Source organism: Geodermatophilus sp. CPCC 205506 (genome assembly GCF_051383635.1).
Lineage (GTDB): Bacteria > Actinomycetota > Actinomycetes > Mycobacteriales > Geodermatophilaceae > Geodermatophilus.
This window is the reverse complement of record NZ_JALPKP010000058.1, coordinates 1-20,961: the sequence shown is the minus strand read 5'-3', so window position 1 is coordinate 20,961 and position 20,961 is coordinate 1. Positions and strand designations below refer to the sequence as shown.

Here is a 20,961-nt window from a genome sequence, read left to right as displayed (position 1 = left end):
CCGGCCCATCGCCACCTCCCGGGTGGTCGGTCGAGTGCCGTCGTCGTCCGGCCCGGTGCCAGGTACCCCGCCCGCTGGTTCGCGCAACCGCTGCGCTACCCCCGGCGCGCCGCAGCGGCCGCCGCGACCCGGGAGCCCGCCGCCCGTGCCGCCGCGACGGCGGCGAGGGCGCGTGCGGCGACGCGTTCCGCGGGGGTCGCCGGACGCCGCAGCGCCCGCCGGCGGCTCTGCCTGCGCCTGGACGCTGCCGCGAGGAGGACCGCGACGAGGGCGGCGAGGGCCCCGAGGGCGAGAGCCGGCCGGCGGCCGCGTCCCCCCGACGCGCGCTCACCCGGCTCCGCGCCGGTGGCGGGCTCGGCCGGAACCGCTCTGTGCCCGGCGGCCGTGCCGGAGGAGCCACCGACGGCGGAGGGCGCCGGCTCCCCGGCCGGCAGCAGGCTCTCCGATGCCTCCCGCGAGTACTCGATCCCGTAGTGGCTGTAGAGGGTCGCCTCCTGGGCCTCGGACAGCCGGCCGGTGTCGGTCGTCTCCGGCGCGGACTCCACCTCGGACCGGCGCACCGTCACGAGGACCCGGGTGCCGCGCTCCTCCGCGTCCACCAGGGGCACGATCGCCGGCGTCCCGCCGACCTCGACGGCCATCCACTCCGGGAGCCCGGTGGCCTCGTCGGCGAACACGGCGGCGCAGGTGCCGATCTCCGTGCCGTCGCGGTCCACGACCGTCCGGCCGACCCACTGTGCTGCGACGTCTCGATCGGGCAGGCCCATCGCCACCTCCAGGTGGGTCCCCCGGGTGTCGTCGTCCGCCCGGCCCCGGGTCCCGTACCCGGGCCGCCGGAACCGGACACCCGGTCCTCGGCGGTCAGCCCGGCTTCCCGGTGACCCCGGCCGAGTCGAAGGTCGCCACGTCCCGCAGCGCCCGCGCCGCGCTCGCGACCAGCGGCAGCGCCAGGAGTGCGCCGGTGCCCTCGCCCAGACGCAGGTCCAGCCCCAGCAGCGGCCGCAGGCCCAGCGCCCGCAGGGCCGGGGCGTGCCCGGCCTCGGCCGACGTGTGCCCGGCCAGCACGTGGGCCACCGCGTCCGGGCACAGCGCCGCGGCCACCAGCGCGGCCGACCCGGCGATCACGCCGTCCAGCAGCACCGGTGTGCGGGCCGCCGCGCCGCCCAGCACGAACCCGGCCAGCGCGGCGTGCTCCAGGCCGCCCACCTCGGCCAGCGCGGCCAGCGCCGCCCCGGGCGTCCCCGGCCGTCCGGGCAGCCGTGCCACCGCGCGGGCGACGACGTCCACCTTGCGGGCGAGGGTCGGGTCGTCGACGCCGGTGCCGCGGCCGGTCGCCGCGGAGGGCGCGGCACCGGTGAACGCGCACACCAGGGCGGCGGACGCCGTCGTGTTGGCGATCCCCATGTCCCCGGTGACCAGGCAGCGGCTGCCGCCGGCGACGAGCGTGGTCGCCACCTCGATGCCGATCTCGACCGCGCGACGGGCCTCCTCCAGCGTCATCGCCGGACCGGCGGAGAGGTCGGCGGTGCCCGGCCGCACCTTCCGGTCGAGGAGCCCGGCCGTCGGCGGCAGCGGCGCGGCGACCCCCACGTCGACCACCACGACCTCGGCGCCCACCTGCGCGGCGAACGCGTTGGCCACCGCGCCGCCGGCGGCGAGGTTGGCCACCATCTGCGCGGTCACCTCCTGCGGCCACGGGGTGACGCCGCGGGCGTGGACGCCGTGGTCGCCGGCGAAGACCGCGACCGTCGCCGGGAGGGGCAGGGGTGGTGGGCAGGCGCCCGCGGTGCCGGCCAGCTGCGCGGCGACGTCCTCCAGCACGCCGAGGGAGCCCGGCGGCTTGGTCATCCGCTCCAGCCGGTCGCGGGCGGCGCCCTCGGCGGCCGGGTCGCGCGGCCGCACGGCGGCGATCGTCTCGCCCAGGAGGGTGCCGCGGAACGGGGAGGGGTCGGTGCGCGGTCCACCCGCCGGAGGAGCGTCCATCCTGGTCATCGTGCCAACGGCCATGTGCGGCGGACGTCGCCGGGTGGGGTCAGAGCCCGAGTCGCTCCAGCTTCACGGCGATGCGCAGCCGAGCGGCGGCGATCCGGGCGCTGTCCTCCGCGTCCCTGTGGGCGAGTGCGTCGGCGGCGCGCTGCAGCTCCGCCGGAGTCGCGGGCGGATCGCTCTCGATCCAGCGCAGGATCTGGTCCAGCTCGGCCATCCGGTCCCCTCGGTCGGTCTGTGAACGCTCACAAGCGTCCCGGTCCGGCGGCCTCGCGCCGAGGGACCAAAGTCCGGGGTGCCGGGAGTCACACGGCCGGGACCCCGTGCACAGCCGACGTCCAGGTGTCCTCCAGTCGTTCGACCGGGAGGCCCGTCAGGGTGGGGCCCGCACACCGCGACGACGATCGGAGAACCCGTGCGAGAGCACCGCGAGGCGACGTACGAGGGGCGGCCCCTGCCCCGGCCGGAGGACGAGGTGGTGGACCAGGGGCTCGGCTTCGACGTCGGCACGCTGCTGACGCGGCGGCGGCTGCTGGCCGTCCTGGGTCTCGGCGCCGCGGGCGCGGGGCTGGCCGCCTGCGGCGGGAGCTCGGGGAGCTCGACCTCGACGGCGACGTCGAGCAGTGCCGCGGCGTCGGGGGAGATCCCCGACGAGACGGCCGGTCCCTATCCGGGCGACGGCTCCAACGGGCCGGACGTGCTCGAGCAGAGCGGCATCGTCCGCAGCGACATCCGGTCGAGCTTCGGAACGGGGAGCGGCACCGCCGAGGGCGTGCCCATGACCCTCGAGCTGACCCTGACCGACCTCGCGAACGGCGGCACCCCGTTCGAGGGCGTGGCCGTCTACGTCTGGCACTGCGACCGCGAGGGGCGCTACTCGCTCTACTCGGAAGGCGTCGAGAACGAGAACTACCTGCGCGGCGTGCAGGTCGCCGACGCCGACGGCCGCGTCCGGTTCACCAGCGTCTTCCCGGCCTGCTACACCGGGCGCTGGCCGCACATCCACTTCGAGGTCTACCCCGACCAGGCCGGCATCACCGACGCCGCCAACGCCATCGCCACGTCGCAGGTGGCCCTGCCGCAGGACGTCTGCGACCGGGTCTTCGCCGAGGCGGGCTACGAGGCCTCGGTGCGCAACCTGGCCCAGCTGAGCCTCGACAGCGACAACGTCTTCGGGGACGACGGCGGCGCCGCCCAGCTCGCCACGGTGACCGGCGACGTCGCGGGCGGCTACACCGTCACCCTCGCCGTCGGGGTCGACACCGGCACGACCCCGACCGGCGGGCAGCTGTCCGGCGACGGCGCACCGTCCGGCGCTCCCGGCGGTGGCGGCCCCGGTGGTCCGCCGCCCGGGAGCCCGCCGAACTGATCGTCCGCGGCGACGTCCCGGGCGGCGGCGCGGCCGCCCGAGGCCGGTGGCGGGAGGCGCAGCCCTCGAAGGGCTGGCACGGTGGAGCCGTGCCCGCCGTGCCCGCCGTCACCGCACTGCCCGAGGCCGTGCGGTCGAGGTTCCGCGCCCGGGTCTCCGGCGACCCGAGCGGCGTGCCGGACTGGGTCCGCGACATCGCGCGGGTCGGCGAGGGGCCGGGCTGGTTCGAGCCGGACGGCGTGGTGTGGTGGGTCCACGGCGACCTCGCCACGCTGGTGGGTGGGGTGACCGCGCTGCTCGGCCAGGCGGCGCACCCGCTGGCCCTGGCCGGCGTCCGGCAGCACTCCGCCTACCTGGCCGACCCCTGGGCCCGGCTGGCCGGGACCGCCCGCTGGCTGGTGGTGACCACGTTCGGGTCGGCGGAGCTGGCCGAGCGGGAGGCCGCCCGTGTGCGCGCCCGGCACGCCGTCGTCCGGGGGACCGACGCGGCCGGGCGGCCGTACTCCGCCGCCGACCCGACGCTGCTGCGGTGGGTGCACCTGGCGTTCACCGACGCCTTCCTCGCCGCGCAGCAGGCCGTCGGACGGCCGCCCCGGGCACGCTTCGGGCGGCGCTGGGCCGACACCTACGTGGCCGAGTGGGCCCGCAGCGCCCGCGCGCTCGGCGCCGGCGACCTCCCGGCGACCGAGGCCGAGCTGGCCGCGGCGCTCGCGGAGTACCGGCCGGCCCTCGAGCCGGTGCCCGGCGAGCTGCGGGCCTTCCTCACCGCGCCCCCGGGTCTCGGCCCGGCGGAGCAGGTCTTCTACCGCGGGCTGGCCGGGGCCGCGGAGCTGCTGGTGTCCCCGGTCGTGGCGGCCTCGGCCGGGGTCCCGGGCCGGGGCCTCGGCGTCGTCCGGCTGCCGGTGACCCGCGCGCAGCTGCGCGCGCTGCAGCTGGTGCTCGGGCCCCGCAGCCCGTCGGAGGAGGCGGCGCGCTGGCGGCTCGGGCTCGGACCCGCGCCGGCGTGGGCGCGGGAGGCGTCGTGAGGGCGGGCGCGACGTGACCACGGTGGCGCTGTCGGAACGGGACTTCGCGGCGACGGTTGCCTCCGGCATCGTGCTGGTCGACTTCCGCGCCGCCTGGTACGGCCCGAGCCGGGGGTTCGCGCCGGTGTTCGCCGCGGCCGCCGAGCGCCATCCCGACCTGGTCTTCGCCACCGTCGACGCCGAGGCCGAGCCGGCCCTCACCACGGCCGTCGGTGTGAGAGCGGTGCCCACGCTGATGGTCTACCGGGACGGCGTCCTGGTCTTCGCCGAGCCCGGCTCGCTGCCCGCCGACTCCGTCGAGCTGCTGATCGCCACCATCCGGTCGCTGGACATGGCGGCGGTCCGGGAGCAGTTCCCGCCGACCTGACCGGCCGGCGGCGGTCAGCGCGGCACGGTGATCCGGTACTGCGCGATCTTGCGGTAGAGCGTGGCGCGGCCGATGCCCAGCTCCTCGGCGGCCCGGGTCAGCGTCGTGCCCGGCTCGGTGAGCACGCGCACGATCTCGTCCCGCTCCAGCCGCTCCAGCCGGGTGAGCGCGCGGCCGCCGCCGTCGAGCACCTCGGGGGCGAGGTGGTGCAGGTCCACGACGTCCGCCCGCGCCACCGCCTCCCGGACCACCCGGCGCAGCTGCCGGACGTTCCCGGGCCAGGCGCACCCGGTCAGCGCGCGGGCGGCGCGCGGGGTGAAGGCCACGGGGCGACGCCGCTCGGCGTGCGCGAGGAGGTGCGCCAGCGGCAGCACGTCCTCGGCCCGCTGCCGCAGCGGCGGCACCTCCACCACGGCGTCCACCAGCGGGGCCAGCTGCTCCGGGACCCCGGTGAAGTCCGGCGCGGTCAGCGCGACCGGCGGCGGCCCGCCACCGGCGCGGTGCACCTGGCTCAGGATCGCGGCGAGCTCCCCGGCGGCCCACGCCGGCAGGTCCTCGACGCCGGAGACGACGACGCAGACGTCGGGCGCGCGCAGCTCCGGCGTCCACAGCTCCAGCCACGGTGCGACGTCGGCGGCCTCGGGGGCCCGCGCGTGCAGGATCCGCGTGCGGGGCGAGAGCCGGCGCCGCACCAGGGCGGCCAGCGTGGACCGGCCGGCCCCGGCCTCCCCGACGACCGCGAGCAGCCGCCCCGCGGCGGTCGCGGCCTCGGCGGCGGCGACCGCGGCCCGCCAGCCGGCGGACACGCACGGGTCACCCACCTCCGGGAGGAGGTGCTCCCCGACGACGTGGACGAGCTCCCCGCGCGGGGCCGGCCGGACCACCCGCCCGGTCGACCGGACCAGCATGAGCGCGCTGGTCGCGTCCGCCGCCGCCTGGGCCAGCGCGAGGAGCAGCTCGGAGGAGGAGTCCGACCAGGTGGTGAGGTTGATGCTGCCGGCGAGCTCGCCGGTCACCTGGTCGAGGACCGGCGCCGCCGCGCAGGTGAACCCGCGCAGCTCCGTGCAGTAGTGGTCGGCGGCCCGGACGAGCGAGGGGGCGCGGTCGGCCAGGGACAGCCCGAGGCCGTTGGTCCCGGCGTTGCGCTCGGCGTAGGAGAAGCCCGGCGCGAGGTGCACCCGGTCCAGCGAGCGGCGGATGCCGGGGTCGCTGCACAGGCGGGCCAGGACCAGGCCGTCGCGGTCGGCGACCATCAGGCTCACCGGCTCGCCCGGGATCGTCGACTGCAGCCCGGTGAGCACCTGGGTGGCGCAGGCGTGCAGCAGCGAACCGGTGTCCAGGGAGCCGGTGAAGACCGGCGAGACCGCGTCGGGCGAAACGCCGTACTGCTCGCTGCGCCGCCAGGAGGCGCGCAACCGCGGAGCCGCCGACGGCGCCACCGCCAGGAGGTCGGCCGGGTCAGCGTCCACGGGGCCTCCCGAGCCGTGCGGTGGGCGCCGCCCCCGCGCGGGCGGCCCGGCCCAATGTACGTGCGGTGTGGGCCGCGCCACACGCGCGAGCTCCGCCGACGACGTTCCAAAGTGAGACACCGGCCCGCTTCTCGCGGCCTCCCCGGCTGCCTAGCGTCGCCGGTACAGCGTGACCGCTGTCACAGCCGAGCAGGGAGGCCGCAGGTGTACAGCAAGGACGGCGAGGACTACTTCATCGTCGACGCCCACATCGCCCTGTGGGACGCGCGACCGGAGAACCAGCGGAACGTGCACGGCAAGCAGTTCATCGACTGCTTCTACGACTACCACCGCAACCTCAGCCCCGAGTCCGAGGTGTGGTCCTACGAGGAGTACCTGTACCAGGGCGGCGAGCGGCTGATGCGCGACGTCTTCGTCGACGGGATCGTCGACCACGCCGTCTTCCAGCCGGCCCGGCTCGCCGAGTTCTACCACCGGGGGTTCGGCCAGACCGACGAGGCGTCGGCGCTGGCCGCGCAGCACCCGGACAAGCTGACGTACAACCACTACTGGGATCCGCGCGACGGCGAGAACGGGCTGGACCAGCTGCGCGCCGACGCCGAGCGCTTCGGCCTCAAGGGCGTGAAGCTCTACACCGCCGACTGGCACGGCGAGTCCCGTGGCTGGAAGCTGACCGACCCGATGGCCTACCGGTACTTCGAGGTCTGCCGCGAGGTGGGGATCACCAACATCCACATCCACAAGGGCCCGACGATCCGCCCGCTGGACCGCGACGCCTTCGACGTGGCCGACGTCGACCACGTGGCGACCGACTTCACCGACCTGACCTTCGTGGTGGAGCACTGCGGCCTGCCCCGGCTGGAGGACTTCTGCTGGATCGCCACCCAGGAGCCCAACGTGCACGCGGGGCTGGCCGTCGCGATGCCGTTCATCCACACCCGGCCGCGCTACTTCGCGCAGATCATCGGCGAGCTCCTGTACTGGGTGGGCGAGGACCGCATCCTGTTCTCCAGCGACTACGCGCTCTGGACGCCGAAGTGGCTGGTCGAGCGCTTCGTGGACTTCCAGATCCCGGAGGACCTCACCGAGTACGCGCCGCTCACCACCGCGACGAAGAAGAAGGTGCTCGGGCTCAACGCCGCACGGCTCTACGACCTCCCGGTGCCCGAGCGGCTGCGGCTGCCCGACGCCGGCGAGCCGGCCACCGGCCCGCGCGAGCCGGGCGCCGCCGACCTGGCGATGGCCGGCGGGGAGCGGCGGTGACCGCGGTCCTGCCGGACCTCGGCGCGGAGGTCCGGGCCGCGCTCGGCACCGTGGTCGACCCCGAGCTGGACGAGCCGATCACCGACCTCGGCTTCGTCCGCTCGGTCGACGTCGACGGCGCGGCCGTCGAGGTGCACCTGCGCCTGCCGACGTCGTTCTGCGCGCCCAACTTCGCCTGGCTCATGGCCTCGGACGCGCACGAGGCGGTGGCCGCCGTCCCCGGGGTGGCACGGGTCGTGGTGGCCCTCGACGACCACTCCGACTCCGGCCTCATCAACCGCGGCCTGGCCGCGGGCGCCGGCTACCGGGGCACGTTCGGCCACGAGGCCGAGGAGTCGCTCGACGAGCTCCGGGCGACCTTCGCCCGCAAGGCGCACACCGCGGCCATGGAGCGGGCGATCACCGGCCTGCTCCGCAGCGACCCGTCCCGCGCGGAGGCAGACGTCGCCGACCTCGTGCTCGGCGACCTGCCGACGGGAGCGCCGACGACGGTGGCGCTGCTGCGCCGCCGGGCCGCGCTCGGGCTGCCGGTGGACGCCGGTGCCCCGGTGCTCGTGGACGACGACGGGACCCGCCCGAGCCGGGAGCAGGCGCCGCTGCGGCTACGCCGGGCCCGCTCGGTGCGGATCTCCGTCGACGGCAACGCGCACTTCTGCCGCGGGCTGCTGGCCACCCGCTACCCGGGCGCGGAGGCCGACCAGGCGCCCCGCCCCGAGGACCGTCCCCTCATCCCCCTGAGCGTCGTGAAGGAGCCCACCCCATGAAGGCCGTCCGCGTCGTCGACTACCACCAGCCGCTGCAGATGGACGACGTCCCCGAGCCGGAGGTCACCGGCCCGCACGACGTCGTCGTGAAGATCGGCGGGGCCGGGGTCTGCCGCACCGACATCCACATCCTCGAGGGGCAGTGGGCCGAGAAGTCCGGCGTCGCGCTGCCATACACGATCGGGCACGAGAACGCGGGGTGGGTGTCGGCCGTCGGCAGCGCCGTCACCAACGTCGCCGAGGGCGACAAGGTCATCCTGCACCCGCTGATGACCTGCGGGCTGTGCCGGGCCTGCCGGTCCGGCGACGACGTGCACTGCGAGAACTCCTCGTTCCCCGGCATCGACACCGACGGCGGGTACGCCGAGTACCTCCGGACGTCGGCGCGCAGCGTGGTCCGGATCGACGACGCGCTCGAGCCGGCCGACGTCGCCGCCCTGGCCGACGCCGGCCTCACCGCCTACCACGCGGTGGCCAAGGCGGCCCGGAAGCTGCGGGCCGGGGACCGCGTCGTGCTGATCGGCGCGGGCGGGCTCGGGCACATCGGCGTGCAGGTGATGGCCGCGCTCTCCCCGGCGCAGATCGTCGTCGTCGACCGCAACCCCGACGCGGTGAAGCTGGCGGTGGAGATCGGCGCGCACCACGGCGTCGTCGCCGACGGCGACCACGTCGAGGAGGTGCTCGAGCTGACCGGCGGGCACGGCGCCGAGCAGGTCGTCGACTTCGTGGGTGAGAACGGGACGACGGCCGAGGGCATCCGGATGACCCGGCGGGCCGGCGACTACCACGTGGTCGGATACGGCGAGAACGTCGACGTCCCGACCATCGACCTCATCTCCACCGAGATCAACATCATCGGCAACCTGGTCGGCTCCTACAACGACCTGGTCGAGCTGATGGCGCTGGCCGCCCAGCAGAAGGTCACCCTGCACACCGCGAAGTACCCGCTGGAGGACTTCCAGACGGCCATCGACGACCTCTCGGCCGGGCGGGTGCGCGGCCGCGCGATCCTCGTCCCCTGAGAAAGGACCCCTCTGCCCCCCACCGCTCGCGAGCTCGCGGCGGGGCCCTGCAGAGGGGCCGTCAGCTCGAGAGGAGTAGCTCTTGATCTTCATCACCGCCAAGTTCCGCGTCCGCCCGGAGGACGCCGACGCCTGGCCCGAGATCAGCCGCGCGTTCACCGAGGCGACCCGTGCCGAGCCGGGCTGCCTGTGGTTCGACTGGTCCCGCAGCGTGGCCGACCCGACCGAGTACGTGCTCGTCGAGGCGTTCCGGAACGACGACGCCGCGAGCGCGCACGTCACGTCGGCGCACTTCAAGGCCGCCCAGAGCGACCTGCCGGCGCACCTGGCCGAGACCCCGCGGATCGTCAACGTCACGGTGCCGCAGGACGACTGGTCCGAGCTCGGCGAGCTGCGGGTCGACCGGGGCTGAGCCGGCCGCGGTCAGTAGCGGATGGTGCCGCGCGTGCCGCCGCCCACGGTGATCGCGTCGCCGGTGATCCCGGCGCTGCGCGGCGAGGCCAGGAAGGTGACGACGTCGGCCACCTCGGCGGGGGTCACCAGCCGGCCGGTGCTGGTGCCCGCGGCCATCTCCCGCGCGATCTCCTCGGCCGGCCGGCCCTCCCGCGCCGCCTGCTCGGCGATCGCCTGCGCCCGGCGCTCGGTCACCGTGATCCCGGGGTGGACGACGGTGACGGTGATCCCGGCCGGGCCCAGCTCGTCGGCGAGGTTGGCGGTCATCGCGGCGACGGCGACGTTGCGCACCGACCCGACCAGCGAGCCGGTGCGGACCGCGTTGAGCCCGCTGACGTTGATGATCCGGCCCCACCCGGCGGCGACCATGTGGGGGGCGACCGCCCGCGCGCAGCGCAGGTAGCCGAGCACCTTCGTCTCGACCTCGATCCGCAGGTCGTCGTCGGTGAGCTCGCCCAGTGGCGGCACGGGTCCCGCCGAGGCCGGCCGCGCGGCGGCGTTGACCAGGATGTCCACGCCCCCGAGCGTGCCGGCGACGCGGTCCACCAGTGCCCGGACGGCGTCGTCGTCGCGGGTGTCGGCGGGGCAGGGGAGCACCGTCGTGCCGTGCCGGCGGACCCGCTCGACGGCCGCCGCGAGCGCCTCCTCGCCCCGGGCCACCAGCGCGACGTCCACCCCCTCCGCGGCGAGGCCGTCGGCGACGGCCAGGCCGATGCCGCGGCTGGCGCCGGTCACGATCGCGCGCCGTCCGGTGAGCTGCAGGTCCACGGGGTCTCCTCGGGGGGTCGGTGGTCGGGGGCGTCGAGCAGGGTGAGGAAGGCGCGGGCGCTGGGCGTCGACTGCTCGCGAGGGGGGTGGACGAGGCTGATCGGGTGCCGCGCGGCGGGGTCGTCCACGGCGAGGACGGCGACACCGGCCGCGCCCCCGGCCGCGGAGGCGGGCACCAGCGCGGCTCCGAAGCCGAGGCCGGCGAACCGGACGACGGCGTCGGAGGTGCCCAGCTCGAAGGCCACCGACCGCACGACGCCGGCCCGCTCGAAGGCCGCGTCCACCTGCAGCCGGAGCCCGGACTCGCCGCGCATCTCGATCAGCGGGCCGGCCTCGGCCAGGTCGGCGAGCGCCGTCCTCTCCCGCCCGGCGAGGGGGTGGTCGCGGGCCACGACGGCGACCAGGGGTTCCTCCGCCAGGAGCCGGTGGACGACGCCCGGAGGGACCTGGTCGGCGAACAGGCCGACGAACGCGACGTCGAGTTCCCCGGTGCGGACGAGGTCGGCCATGTGCCGGCTCCCGGTGTCCTCGACGGCGATCTCCACCTGCGGGTGGCGCCGGCGGAAGGCGGCCAGCGTGCGCTCGACGAGCGCGACGCCGCGCCCGGCGGTCCCCACCACGCCCAGCCGCAGCCGCCCCGTCACCGCTCCGGAGAAGGCGGCGAGCTCGGCGCGGGCGACCTCGGCGCCCCGCAGCAGCGCCCGGGCGTGGGGGAGGAGGAGCTCCCCGGCCGGTGCCACGCGCACCGAGCGGCTCGTGCGGTGGAAGAGCGTCACCGCCAGTTCGCGCTCCAGGCGGGCCACCTGGGCGCTCAACGCCGACTGGACGACTGGCAGCGGGCCGCGGCGCGGGTGAAGCTGCGCTCCTCGGCGACGGCCACCACGTACTCCAGTTGCCGCAGGTCCATTCCCGTCTCCGATCGCTGAGGCCGCACCGACCTGGCGACAGTGTGGTCGCGGCGGCCGTCGAGGGCTCATGCCGACATGATTGTTGACAATCGTGTCGACGAGTTTAGGGTGGCAGGTGGAGGTCACGGGAGGTCGCCATGGAGGTCGCAACGCACGGCCGGGACGCCGCCGAGGATCGGCTGCGCGCGGCGATCACGCGCGGGGAGATGCCCCCGGGGCACCGCATGGTCGAGGCCGATCTCGCCGAGGACCTCGGGGTCACCCGCAACGCCGTCCGGCTGGCGATCGACGCGCTCATCGCCGAGGGGCTCGTCGAGCGGATCCCGAACCGGGGTGCCCGGGTGCGCACCGTGTCCGTCGCGGAGGCGATCGAGATCGTCGAGTGCCGCACGGTGCTCGAGGGCCTGCTCGCGGCGAAGGCGGCCGAGCGCATCACCGATGCGGAGATCGACCGGCTGCGCACCCAGACCGACGCCATGGAGCGGGCGGTGGCCGACGGTGACCTGCTCGAGTACTCGGCGCTGGTCGCGCAGCTGCACGCGCTCATCCGCGACGCCGCCCGGCAGGCCACCGCCGGACGGCTGATCGAGCGCCTGCAGGCGCAGATCGTGCGCCACCAGTTCCAGCTGTCCCTGCGGCCGGGCCGCGCCCGGCTCTCCTCCACCGAACTGCACCGGGTCGTCGAGGCCATCGCGGCCCGCGACCCCCGCGCGGCCGAGGCGGCGGCGCGCAGCCACCTGCAGAGCGTCGTCGCCGCCCTCGCCGAGTCCACTGCCCACTGATCCACCCCGAACCCCGAGGAGCGCCCGTGTCCCACCCCTCCACCCGTCGGCCGATGGCCGGCGCACCCGCAGCCGGCCGCGTCGAGTCCGCGGGGGTGCCGGCATGAGAACCGTCGTCGTCACCGATCCGCCGCGGGCGGACGCCGGCGAGGCCGAGACGCTGGGTGGCTACGGCGTCGCCACCGTGCACGAGGCGCTCGGCCGGGTGGGGTACCTCGGCCCGGAGTACCGGCCCGCGTGGCCGGGTGCCCGGATCGGTGGCACCGCCGTCACGGTCGTCTGCTGGCCCGGGGACAACCTGATGATCCACGTCGCGGTCGAGCAGTGCCGGCCGGGCGACGTCCTCGTGGTGGCCACGAACTCGCCGTCGACCGACGGGCTGTTCGGAGAGCTGTTCGCCACCGCGCTGGCGCACCGCGGGGTGCGGGGCGTGGTCCTGGCCAGCGGCGTGCGTGACGTCGCGGAGCTGCGCGAGATGGGCTTCCCGGCCTGGTCGCGGGCGGTCAGCGCGCAGGGGTCGGTCAAGGCGACCGCCGGCGCGGTCAACGTGCCCGTCGTCCTGGGCGGCCAGACGATCCACGCAGGCGACGTCGTGCTCGCCGACGACGACGGCGTGATGGTCGTGCCCCGGGCCCACGTCGGCCGGGCGCTGACCGCCTCGCAGGCCCGGCTCGACAAGGAGGCCGCCGCGCGCGCCGCCTTCCGGTCCGGCGAGCTGGGGCTCGACCGCTACGGCCTGCGGGAGCGGCTGCCCGAGTTCGGCATCGAGTACGTGACCTACGAGGAGTACCGCACTGAGGCCGGCGGTGAGTGACGCCTCCGGCTACGACGACGCCGGCGTCCGCTGCACGATGATGCGCGGCGGCACCTCGCGGGGCCTGTACGTCGAGCCGGGCGACCTGCCCGCGGACCCCGGGGCCCGCGACGACCTGCTGCTGCGGCTCATGGGCACGCCCGACCCGCGGCAGATCGACGGCCTCGGCGGCGGGACGTCGCTGACCAGCAAGGTCGCCGTCGTCGGGTCGTCGGAGCACCCGGGGGCCGACGTCGACTACCTTTTCCTGCAGCTGGGGGTGGACGAGGCCACCGTCAGTGATCGGCAGAACTGCGGCAACATCCTGGCCGGCGTCGGGCCGTTCGCGGTCGAGCGCGGTCTGGTGCCCGCCGGCGCGGACGAGACGACCGTCCGGATCCGGATGGTGAACTCCGACAGCATCGCCGTCGCCACGTTCCCCACGCCGGGCGGCCGGGTCGAGTACCGCGGCGACGTGGCGATCGCCGGGGTGCCGGGTACGGCCGCGCCCGTGGTGCTCGCCTTCACCGACACCGAGGGGTCCGCGACCGGGAGCCTGCTGCCGACCGGCCACGTGCGTGACTCCGTCGACGGCGTCGAGGTCACCTGCGTGGACAACGGCATGCCGGTGGTGCTGGCGACGGCCGAGTCCTTCGAGCTGACCGGCTACGAGTCGCACGAGCAGCTGGCCGCCGACAGCGCGCTGCTGGAGCGGGTGGACGCGCTGCGCACCAAGGCGGGACAGCTCATGGGCCTCGGGGACGTGGCCAGCTCGTCGGTGCCCAAGACCGTGCTGCTCGCCCCGGCCCGGGACGGCGGTCAGGTGTGCACCCGGTCGTTCATCCCGGTGCAGCCGCACACCTCGATCGGCGTCCTGGCCGCGGTGAGCGTGGTGACCGGCATGCTCCTGCCCGGGGCGGTCGGGCACGAGCTCACCGCCGCCTGGGCCGCCGACCGGTCGCAGGTCGACGTCGAGCACCCGACCGGTCACCTGCTGGTCGACGTCGTCGTCGACGCCGGCTCCTCGCCACCCCGGGCGGTCCGCTCCGGTGTGGTGCGGACCGCGCGCAAGCTGTTCGACGGCACGGCGTTCCCCCGGGCCGCCGTCGAGGGGAGCGCCCGGTGACCGCGCGCATCGCCCTCCTCGGGCTGGGTGAGGCCGGGTCGGAGATCGCCCGCGACCTCGTCGCGGCCGGCGCCGACGTCCGCGGCTACGACCCCGAGGGCATCGTGGTCGAGGGTGTGCAGCCCCGCGGCAGCGAGGCCGAGGCGGTCGCCGACGCCGACCTGGTGCTCAGCGTGAACAGCTCGCACGACGCCGGGACGGCGCTGGTCAACGCGCTGCCGGCGCTGCGCCCCGGCACCGTCTGGGCCGACCTGAACACCGCCTCCCCCGGGGTGAAGACGGCGCTGGTGGACCGGCTCGCCGGCCGCGACGTCCCCGTCGTCGACGTGGCGCTCATGTCGCCGGTGCCCGGCAAAGGGGTGCGCACCCCGATGCTGGTCTCCGGCGAGGGCGCGGACCGCTACGCCGAGGTCCTCGCCGGGTTCGGGGCCGAGGTCACGATCCAGCCCGGTCCGGCCGGGGAGGCGATCTCCCGCAAGCTGCTGCGCAGCGTCTTCTACAAGGGGCTGGCCGCCGCGGTCGTCGAGGCGCTGGCCGCGGCCGAGGCCGCCGGCTGTGCCGACTGGCTGCGGGACAACATCGGCGCGGAGCTGGCCGGCTTCGACGAGCGGACCATCGACCGGTTGGTGGACGGCACCCACCGGCACGCCCGGCGCCGCGCGGACGAGATGACCGCCGCCACCGACCAGCTCACCGAGCTCGGCGTGCCGCCACGGATCGCCGCCGCCGCCCGCGACCTGCTGGTCGACCTGCGCGACCGGCAGGACACCTGATCGCTGCGCCCGGACGGCGCCCGGACCACCGACCCGACGCGAGGAGAGACCGCATGATCATCGACTGCCACGGCCACTACACCACCGCCCCGGCGCCGCACACCGCCTGGCGCGAGGAGCAGAAGGCGGCGTTCGGCGCCGGCGAGCAGCCGCCGCCCTACCCGGAGATCTCCGACGACGAGATCCGCGAGACGATCGAGGGCAGTCAGCTGCGCCTGATGGCCGAGCGGGGCATCGACCTGACCGTCTTCTCGCCGCGCGCCTCGGCGATGGGCCACCACGTGGGCGACGAGGCCGTGAGCACCCGCTGGGCGCAGGTCAACAACGACCTCATCGCGCGAGTGGTGGCGCTCTACCCGGACTCCTTCATCGGCGTCTGCCAGCTCCCGCAGTCGCTCGACGTGCCCATCGCCTCGTCGGTGGCCGAGTTGCGGCGGTGCGTGGAGGAGCTCGGCTTCGTCGGGTGCAACCTCAACCCCGATCCGAGCGGTGGCCACTGGACGTCGGCCCCGCTGACCGACCGCAGCTGGTACCCGTTCTACGAGGCGATGGTCGAGCTCGACGTGCCGGCGATGGTGCACGTGTCCGCGGTGACCAACAAGAACTTCCACGCCACCGGGTCCCACTACCTCAACGCCGACACCACGGCGTTCATGCAGCTCGTGCAGGCCGACCTGTTCACGGACTTCCCCGAGCTGCGGCTGGTCATCCCGCACGGTGGCGGAGCGGTGCCCTACCACTGGGGCCGTTTCCGCGGGCTCGCCGACATGCTCGGCCGGCCCGCCGTCGAGGAGGCGGTGATGGGCAACGTCTTCTTCGACACCTGCGTCTACCACCAGCCGGGCATCGACCTGCTGTTCGACGTCATCGACATCGACAACATCCTGTTCGGCTCCGAGATGGTCGGCGCCGTCCGGGGGATCGACCCGCGGACCGGCCAGTACTTCGACGACACCCGGCGCTACGTGGAGGCGCTCGACCTGACGCCGGAGGACCGCGAGAAGGTGTTCGAGGGCAACGTCCGCCGGGTGTACCCGCGGCTCGACGCCGCGCTGACGGCCCGCAACCGGTGACCGGACCCTCCGGCAGGCGGTGTCCGGGCTGCCCCCGCCGGGGCCCGTCCATCACCGATCGCGATGCCTGGGGCCACATCATGGTGTTGGACCGATGAACCGGCTTCTCCGACCCTGGGCTGTGGAACGCGAGCCACGACCACGCTCGTCGTCCGGACCGCACGCACCCCCGGACCGTTGACTGGAGAGGTCATGCCCCCGCTGCACGAGATCGCCCATCTGGCCCATGTGGAGCTCCGCACGCCGGTGCTCGAGGAGAGCGTCGAGTTCTTCACCCGGTACCTCGGGATGACGGAGAACGGGTCGGCCGGCGACTCGGTCTTCCTCCGCGCGTGGGACGACTACGAGCAGGCCACCATCAAGCTCACGGCGCACACGACCTCCGGCGTCGGGCGCACGAACCTGCGCGCGGCCGGCCCCGAGGCGTTGCAGCGGCGGGTGGCCGAGATCGAGGCGACCGGGCGCGGGATCGGCTGGCAGGACGGCGACCCGGGCTACGGGCCGACCTACGTCTTCACCGACCCCGACGACCACGAGTTCGGTCTCTACTACGAGTCGGAGTGGTACAGCCCGCCGGAGGGGTTGAAGCCGTCGCTGAAGAACCAGGCCCAGGCCTACCCCTCCTACGGCGTGGCGGTGCGGCGGCTGGACCACATCAACTACCTCGGGGTCGAGCCGGTGGTGAACCGGGACTTCCTGCGCGACACCCTCGGTGCGCTGGTGACCGAGCAGATCGTGCTGGACGACGGCACCGTCGCCGGCAGCTGGACCACCTTCACCAACAAGACCTACGACGCCGTCTACACCCGCGACTGGACGCAGACCCCCGGCCGGCTGCACCACATCGCCTTCGCCGTCGACTCGCGGGACGGCATCCTGCGCGCCGCCGACATCGCCCTCGAGCAGGGCGTGCACATCGAGACCGGCCCGCACAAGCACGCCATCCAGCAGACCTTCTTCCTCTACGTCTGGGAGCCGGGCGGGAACCGGATCGAGCTGTGCAACGCCGGCGCGCGGGTGCTGCTGGCCCCCGACTGGCAGCCGGTGGACTGGACCGAGGCCGAGCGGGCCAAGGGGCAGGCGTGGGGGCTGACGACCATCGACACCTTCCACACCCACGGCACGCCGCCGGTCGGGTGACCGCCTCGGGCTCGTAGCGCGGGACACGCCGTCCACATGTGGTGGCGGGGACTTGTCGGATCCTCCACATATGGTGGTGGTGCAGCTGGTCCGGAACGCTCTCCTCGAGCGGACCGGGGCAAGAGGGAACCCGGTGCGAGTCCGGGACTGTCCCGCAGCGGTGAGTGGGAACGACCGCCGTCACAGGCACTGGGTGCGATCCACCTGGGAAGCGACGGCCAGTAGGAGCCGACGAGAGTCGGCGTGCCCGCGAGTCCGAAGACCTGCCAGCCGCACCGCGCACGCCCGTGCGCGGTCGTCCGGGACCCCGGGGATCGGGTCCGTCGGACAGCCCCGGCCGCGTCCGGCGCTGGCGGCCTCCCTCCTCGCCCGGACTCCGGAGCTCACGAGGAGCGAGCGAGCAGATGACCCTCACCGACCAGCCGGCCCAGGCCCCGGCCGCGACGCGCAGCACCATGCAGGTGCGCAAGCGCAGCGGCGACCTGGAGCCGGTCGACGTCAACAAGATCGTCCGAGCCGTCGAACGGTGGTGCGACGACCTCACCTGGGTCGACCCGCTGCGCGTGGCCACCCGCACCATCAGCGGCCTCTACGACGGCGCGACCAGCGCGGAGCTGGACCGGCTGTCCATCCGGACCGCCGCCGAGATGACCGGCGAGGAGCCCGAGTACTCCCGGCTGGCCGCCCGGCTGCTGGCCAACTACGTGCGCAAGGAGGTCGCCGGCCAGGGCATCGCCTCGTTCAGCCAGAGCATCGCGCTCGGGCACGCCGAGGGGCTGATCGGCGACGCGACGGCGGCCTTCGTCGCCAAGCACGCGCGCAAGCTGGACGACGCCGTCGACCCCGACGCCGACCGCCGCTTCGAGTACTTCGGGCTGCGCACCGTCGCCGACCGCTACCTGCTGCGGCACCCGGTCACCCGGCTGGTCGTCGAGACGCCGCAGTACTGGCTGCTCCGGGTGGCCTGCGGGCTGTCGCGGACGCCGGCCGAGGCGATCGGCTTCTACCGCCTGATGAGCTCGCTGGCCTACCTGCCGAGCTCGCCGACGCTGTTCAACTCCGGCACCCGGCACACCCAGATGAGCTCCTGCTATCTCGTCGACTCGCCCCGCGACGAGCTCGGCTCCATCTACGAGCGGTACGCCCAGATCGCGGCGCTGTCCAAGTTCGCCGGCGGCATCGGCGTCTCGTGGTCGCGGGTGCGCTCCCGCGGCGCGCTGATCCGCGGCACCAACGGCCGCTCCAACGGCATCGTGCCGTGGCTGCGCACGCTCAACGCCTCGGTGGCCGCGGTCAACCAGGGCGGCCGGCGCAAGGGCGCGGCCTGCGTCTACCTCGAGCCGTGGCACCCCGACGTCGAGGAGTTCCTCGAGCTGCGCGACAACACCGGCGAGGACGCCCGCCGCACCCACGACCTCAACCTGGCCAACTGGGTGCCCGACGAGTTCATGCGCCGGGTGGAGGCCGACGAGCCGTGGTCGCTGATCGACCCCGACGAGGTGCCCGAGCTGCCCGACCTGTGGGGCGAGGAGTTCGACCGCGCCTACCGCGCCGCCGAGGCCGCCGGCCGGTTCGTCCGCCAGGTGCCGGCCCGCGAGCTCTACGGCCGGATGATGCGCACCCTCGCCCAGACCGGGAACGGCTGGATGACGTTCAAGGACGCCGCCAACCGCACCTGCAACCAGACCGCCCGCCCGGGCAACGTCGTGCACCTGTCCAACCTGTGCACCGAGATCGTCGAGGTCTCCAGCGACGCGGAGACGGCGGTCTGCAACCTGGGCTCGGTCAACCTGGCCGCCCACCTGGAGCGCGCGGCCGACGGCGCCGCGACCGGCGTGGACTGGGCGCGGCTGCGCGCCACCGTCACCACCGCGGTCGGCTTCCTCGACCGGGTCATCGACATCAACTACTACCCGAGCGCGCAGGCCGCGGCGAGCAACCCGCGGTGGCGGCCCGTGGGGCTGGGCGTCATGGGGCTGCAGGACGTGTTCTTCGCCCTGAAGCTGCCGTTCGACGGCGCCGCGGCCCGCGAGCTGTCCACCCGGATCGCCGAGGAGGTGTACCTGACCGCGCTGGAGACCTCGGCCGCGCTGGCCGCCGAGCACGGCCCGCACCCGGCCTTCGCCGACACCCGGGCGGCCGACGGGGTGCTGCAGCCCGACCTCTGGGGCCCCGTCCCGACCCGGACCGGGCGGTGGGACCGGCTGCGGGCCGCCGTCGCCGAGCACGGCCTGCGCAACTCCTTGCTCGTCGCGATCGCGCCGACGGCGACCATCGCCTCGATCGCCGGCTGCTACGAGTGCATCGAGCCGCAGGTCTCCAACCTGTTCAAGCGGGAGACGCTGTCGGGTGAGTTCCTCCAGGTCAACGGCGCACTGGTGGCCGAGCTCAAGCGGCTCGGCGGCTGGACCGAGCAGACCCGCGAGGCGCTCAAGCGCGCCGAGGGCTCGGTGCAGGGGCTGACCGACCTGCCGGCGGAGACCCGGCAGCTGTTCCGGACGGCGTGGGAGCTGCCGCAGAAGGCGCTCATCGACCTGGCCGCCGCCCGGGCGCCGTACGTGGACCAGAGCCAGTCGCTCAACCTGTTCCTGGCCAGCCCGACCATCGGGAAGTTGTCCTCGATGTACCTCTACGCCTGGAAGTCCGGGCTCAAGAGCACCTACTACCTGCGCTCCCGCCCGGCCACGCGGATCCAGCAGGCGACGGTCGGGGTGCGGTCGGAGGCGGCGGTCGCCTGCTCCCTGGAGAACCCGGAGAGCTGCGAGGCCTGCCAGTGACCACCCCGCTCGCCCCCGAGGAGACCTCGATGCTGCTCGACCCGGGCATGGAGCTCACGCTCCGGCCGATGCGCTACCCGCACTTCTACGACCGCTTCCGCGACGCGATCAGGAACACCTGGACCGTCGAGGAGGTCGACCTGCACTCCGACCTGGCCGACCTCGCCCGGCTCACCCCGGCAGAGCGGCACCTGGTCGGCCGGCTGGTCGCGTTCTTCGCCACCGGCGACACGATCGTGGCGAACAACCTGGTGCTCAACCTCTACCAGCACGTCAACTCGCCCGAGGGCCGGCTGTACCTGTCGCGGCAGCTGTTCGAGGAGGCGGTGCACGTCCAGTTCTACCTGACGCTGCTGGACACCTACGTGCCCGACGAGGCCGAGCGGCACGAGGCCTTCGCCGCCGTCGAGAGCATCCCGTCGATCAAGCGCAAGGCCGACTTCTGCTTCCGCTGGATCGACTCCCTCGGCGAGCTCGACGAGCTGCGCACCCGCGGCGACCGGCGGGCGTTCCTGCTCAACCTCATCTGCTTCGCGGCCTGCATCGAGGGGCTGTTCTTCTACGGCGCCTTCGCCTACGTCTACTTCCTGCGCTCCCGCGGCCTGCTCAACGGGCTGGCCAGCGGGACCAACTGGGTGTTCCGGGACGAGTCGATGCACATGGCCTTCGCCTTCGACGTCGTCGACACCGTCCGGCGGGAGGAGCCGGACCTGTGGGACGACGAGCTGGAGGCGCAGGTCGGCGCGATGCTGGCCGAGGCGGTCGAGTGCGAGTACCGGTTCGCCGAGGACCTGCTCGGCGGGGGAGTGCCCGGGATGAGCCTGCCGGACATGCGCGCCTACCTCGAGCACGTGGCCGACCGGCGGCTGGAGCTGCTGGGCATCCCGCCGCGTTACGGCTCGCGCAACCCGTTCGGCTTCATGGAGCTGCAGGACGTGCAGGAGCTGTCCAACTTCTTCGAGCGGCGGGTGTCGGCCTACCAGGTCGGCGTCGCGGGCACCGTGTCCTTCGACGACACCGATTTCTGAGCGCACCCCGAGGGGGCAGAAATGGCCATTTCTGCCCCTCGGGGCCGCCTGCGGTCAGGAGTCGATGTTGGCCAT

General features: G+C 74.6%; 21 protein-coding genes, 1 pseudogene and 1 riboswitch. Of the genes and pseudogenes, 15 read left to right on the top strand and 7 right to left on the bottom strand.

The window, feature by feature from the left end; genetic code table 11:
* Positions 1–95 precede the first annotated feature (95 nt).
* The 3 genes from MY520_RS23975 to MY520_RS23965 all read right to left on the bottom strand — a co-directional run bounded on the left by MY520_RS23975 (position 96) and on the right by MY520_RS23965 (position 2,203).
* Positions 96–767, bottom strand: coding sequence for a PRC-barrel domain-containing protein (locus MY520_RS23975; RefSeq protein ID WP_436695196.1), 672 nt, complete (start codon positions 765–767; stop codon positions 96–98).
* Positions 768–861: 94 nt separating this feature from the next.
* Positions 862–1,983, bottom strand: a complete 1,122-nt coding sequence (gene cobT / locus MY520_RS23970; RefSeq protein ID WP_436695195.1) for a nicotinate-nucleotide--dimethylbenzimidazole phosphoribosyltransferase — start codon at positions 1,981–1,983, stop codon at positions 862–864.
* 49 nt (positions 1,984–2,032) lie between these two features.
* Positions 2,033–2,203, bottom strand: coding sequence for a hypothetical protein (locus MY520_RS23965; RefSeq protein ID WP_436695194.1), 171 nt, complete (start codon positions 2,201–2,203; stop codon positions 2,033–2,035).
* A gap of 198 nt (positions 2,204–2,401) precedes the next feature.
* On the opposite strand from MY520_RS23965, the gene MY520_RS23960 reads away from it, so the two are divergent.
* The 3 genes from MY520_RS23960 (at position 2,402) to MY520_RS23950 (ending at position 4,747) form a co-directional block, all read left to right on the top strand.
* Positions 2,402–3,355: an intradiol ring-cleavage dioxygenase gene (locus MY520_RS23960; protein WP_436695193.1), complete on the top strand. Its 954-nt coding sequence runs from the start codon at positions 2,402–2,404 to the stop codon at positions 3,353–3,355.
* 89 nt (positions 3,356–3,444) lie between these two features.
* On the top strand, positions 3,445–4,380 hold the full coding sequence (locus MY520_RS23955) for an oxygenase MpaB family protein (RefSeq protein ID WP_436695192.1): 936 nt from the start codon (positions 3,445–3,447) through the stop codon (positions 4,378–4,380).
* 13 nt (positions 4,381–4,393) lie between these two features.
* Complete coding sequence (locus MY520_RS23950) at positions 4,394–4,747, top strand: thioredoxin family protein (protein ID WP_436695191.1); 354 nt, start codon at positions 4,394–4,396, stop codon at positions 4,745–4,747.
* Positions 4,748–4,761: 14 nt separating this feature from the next.
* Here the strand turns inward: MY520_RS23950 and MY520_RS23945 are convergent, their stop codons facing one another.
* Complete coding sequence (locus tag MY520_RS23945) at positions 4,762–6,216, bottom strand: helix-turn-helix domain-containing protein (protein ID WP_436695190.1); 1,455 nt, start codon at positions 6,214–6,216, stop codon at positions 4,762–4,764.
* 204 nt (positions 6,217–6,420) lie between these two features.
* On the opposite strand from MY520_RS23945, the gene MY520_RS23940 reads away from it, so the two are divergent.
* From MY520_RS23940 to MY520_RS23925, 4 genes are all read left to right on the top strand, one after another.
* A complete protein-coding gene (locus MY520_RS23940; RefSeq protein ID WP_436695189.1) occupies positions 6,421–7,479 on the top strand; it encodes an amidohydrolase family protein in 1,059 nt (352 codons plus the stop codon).
* On the top strand, positions 7,476–8,243 hold the full coding sequence (locus MY520_RS23935; protein WP_436695188.1) for a metal-sulfur cluster assembly factor: 768 nt from the start codon (positions 7,476–7,478) through the stop codon (positions 8,241–8,243). Before MY520_RS23940 ends, MY520_RS23935 begins: the two co-directional genes overlap by 4 nt.
* Complete coding sequence (locus MY520_RS23930; RefSeq protein ID WP_436695187.1) at positions 8,240–9,265, top strand: NAD(P)-dependent alcohol dehydrogenase; 1,026 nt, start codon at positions 8,240–8,242, stop codon at positions 9,263–9,265. Before MY520_RS23935 ends, MY520_RS23930 begins: the two co-directional genes overlap by 4 nt.
* Before the next feature lie 82 nt (positions 9,266–9,347).
* Complete coding sequence (locus tag MY520_RS23925) at positions 9,348–9,677, top strand: putative quinol monooxygenase (protein WP_436695186.1); 330 nt, start codon at positions 9,348–9,350, stop codon at positions 9,675–9,677.
* 11 nt (positions 9,678–9,688) lie between these two features.
* Here the strand turns inward: MY520_RS23925 and MY520_RS23920 are convergent, their stop codons facing one another.
* From MY520_RS23920 to MY520_RS23910, 3 genes and pseudogenes are all read right to left on the bottom strand, one after another.
* Positions 9,689–10,486, bottom strand: coding sequence for an SDR family NAD(P)-dependent oxidoreductase (locus tag MY520_RS23920; protein ID WP_436695185.1), 798 nt, complete (start codon positions 10,484–10,486; stop codon positions 9,689–9,691).
* On the bottom strand, positions 10,450–11,130 hold the full coding sequence (locus MY520_RS23915) for a LysR substrate-binding domain-containing protein (RefSeq protein ID WP_436695206.1): 681 nt from the start codon (positions 11,128–11,130) through the stop codon (positions 10,450–10,452). The genes MY520_RS23920 and MY520_RS23915 overlap by 37 nt, the downstream gene beginning before the upstream one ends.
* A 138-nt stretch (positions 11,131–11,268) precedes the next feature.
* A pseudogene (locus tag MY520_RS23910) lies at positions 11,269–11,393 on the bottom strand (LysR family transcriptional regulator); the annotation flags it as partial.
* A 138-nt stretch (positions 11,394–11,531) separates the two neighbouring features.
* Between MY520_RS23910 and MY520_RS23905 the strand changes: the two are divergent.
* The 8 genes from MY520_RS23905 (at position 11,532) to MY520_RS23870 (ending at position 20,886) form a co-directional block, all read left to right on the top strand.
* Entirely contained in the window at positions 11,532–12,176 is a 645-nt protein-coding gene (locus MY520_RS23905) for a GntR family transcriptional regulator (RefSeq protein ID WP_436695184.1), read from the top strand.
* A 103-nt stretch (positions 12,177–12,279) separates the two neighbouring features.
* On the top strand, positions 12,280–12,990 hold the full coding sequence (locus MY520_RS23900; protein ID WP_436695183.1) for a 4-carboxy-4-hydroxy-2-oxoadipate aldolase/oxaloacetate decarboxylase: 711 nt from the start codon (positions 12,280–12,282) through the stop codon (positions 12,988–12,990).
* Positions 12,983–14,095 (top strand): 4-oxalomesaconate tautomerase, encoded by a 1,113-nt coding sequence (locus tag MY520_RS23895; protein ID WP_436695182.1) that lies wholly within the window; start codon positions 12,983–12,985, stop codon positions 14,093–14,095. The genes MY520_RS23900 and MY520_RS23895 overlap by 8 nt, the downstream gene beginning before the upstream one ends.
* Positions 14,092–14,868 carry a DUF1932 domain-containing protein gene (locus MY520_RS23890; protein WP_436695181.1) on the top strand — a complete coding sequence of 259 codons (777 nt, stop codon included), beginning with the start codon at positions 14,092–14,094 and terminating at the stop codon, positions 14,866–14,868. Before MY520_RS23895 ends, MY520_RS23890 begins: the two co-directional genes overlap by 4 nt.
* Positions 14,869–14,921: 53 nt before the next feature.
* Positions 14,922–15,941, top strand: a complete 1,020-nt coding sequence (locus MY520_RS23885; protein ID WP_436695180.1) for an amidohydrolase family protein — start codon at positions 14,922–14,924, stop codon at positions 15,939–15,941.
* A gap of 192 nt (positions 15,942–16,133) precedes the next feature.
* The gene (locus tag MY520_RS23880) at positions 16,134–17,081 is read left to right on the top strand and encodes a VOC family protein (protein WP_436695179.1); all 948 of its coding nucleotides are present in this window, start codon (positions 16,134–16,136) and stop codon (positions 17,079–17,081) included.
* 69 nt (positions 17,082–17,150) lie between these two features.
* A riboswitch (cobalamin riboswitch) is annotated at positions 17,151–17,366 on the top strand.
* A gap of 119 nt (positions 17,367–17,485) precedes the next feature.
* Positions 17,486–19,858, top strand: a complete 2,373-nt coding sequence (locus tag MY520_RS23875) for a ribonucleoside-diphosphate reductase subunit alpha (protein WP_436695178.1) — start codon at positions 17,486–17,488, stop codon at positions 19,856–19,858.
* Positions 19,855–20,886, top strand: coding sequence for a ribonucleotide-diphosphate reductase subunit beta (locus MY520_RS23870; RefSeq protein WP_436695177.1), 1,032 nt, complete (start codon positions 19,855–19,857; stop codon positions 20,884–20,886). The genes MY520_RS23875 and MY520_RS23870 overlap by 4 nt, the downstream gene beginning before the upstream one ends.
* Positions 20,887–20,961 lie beyond the last annotated feature (75 nt).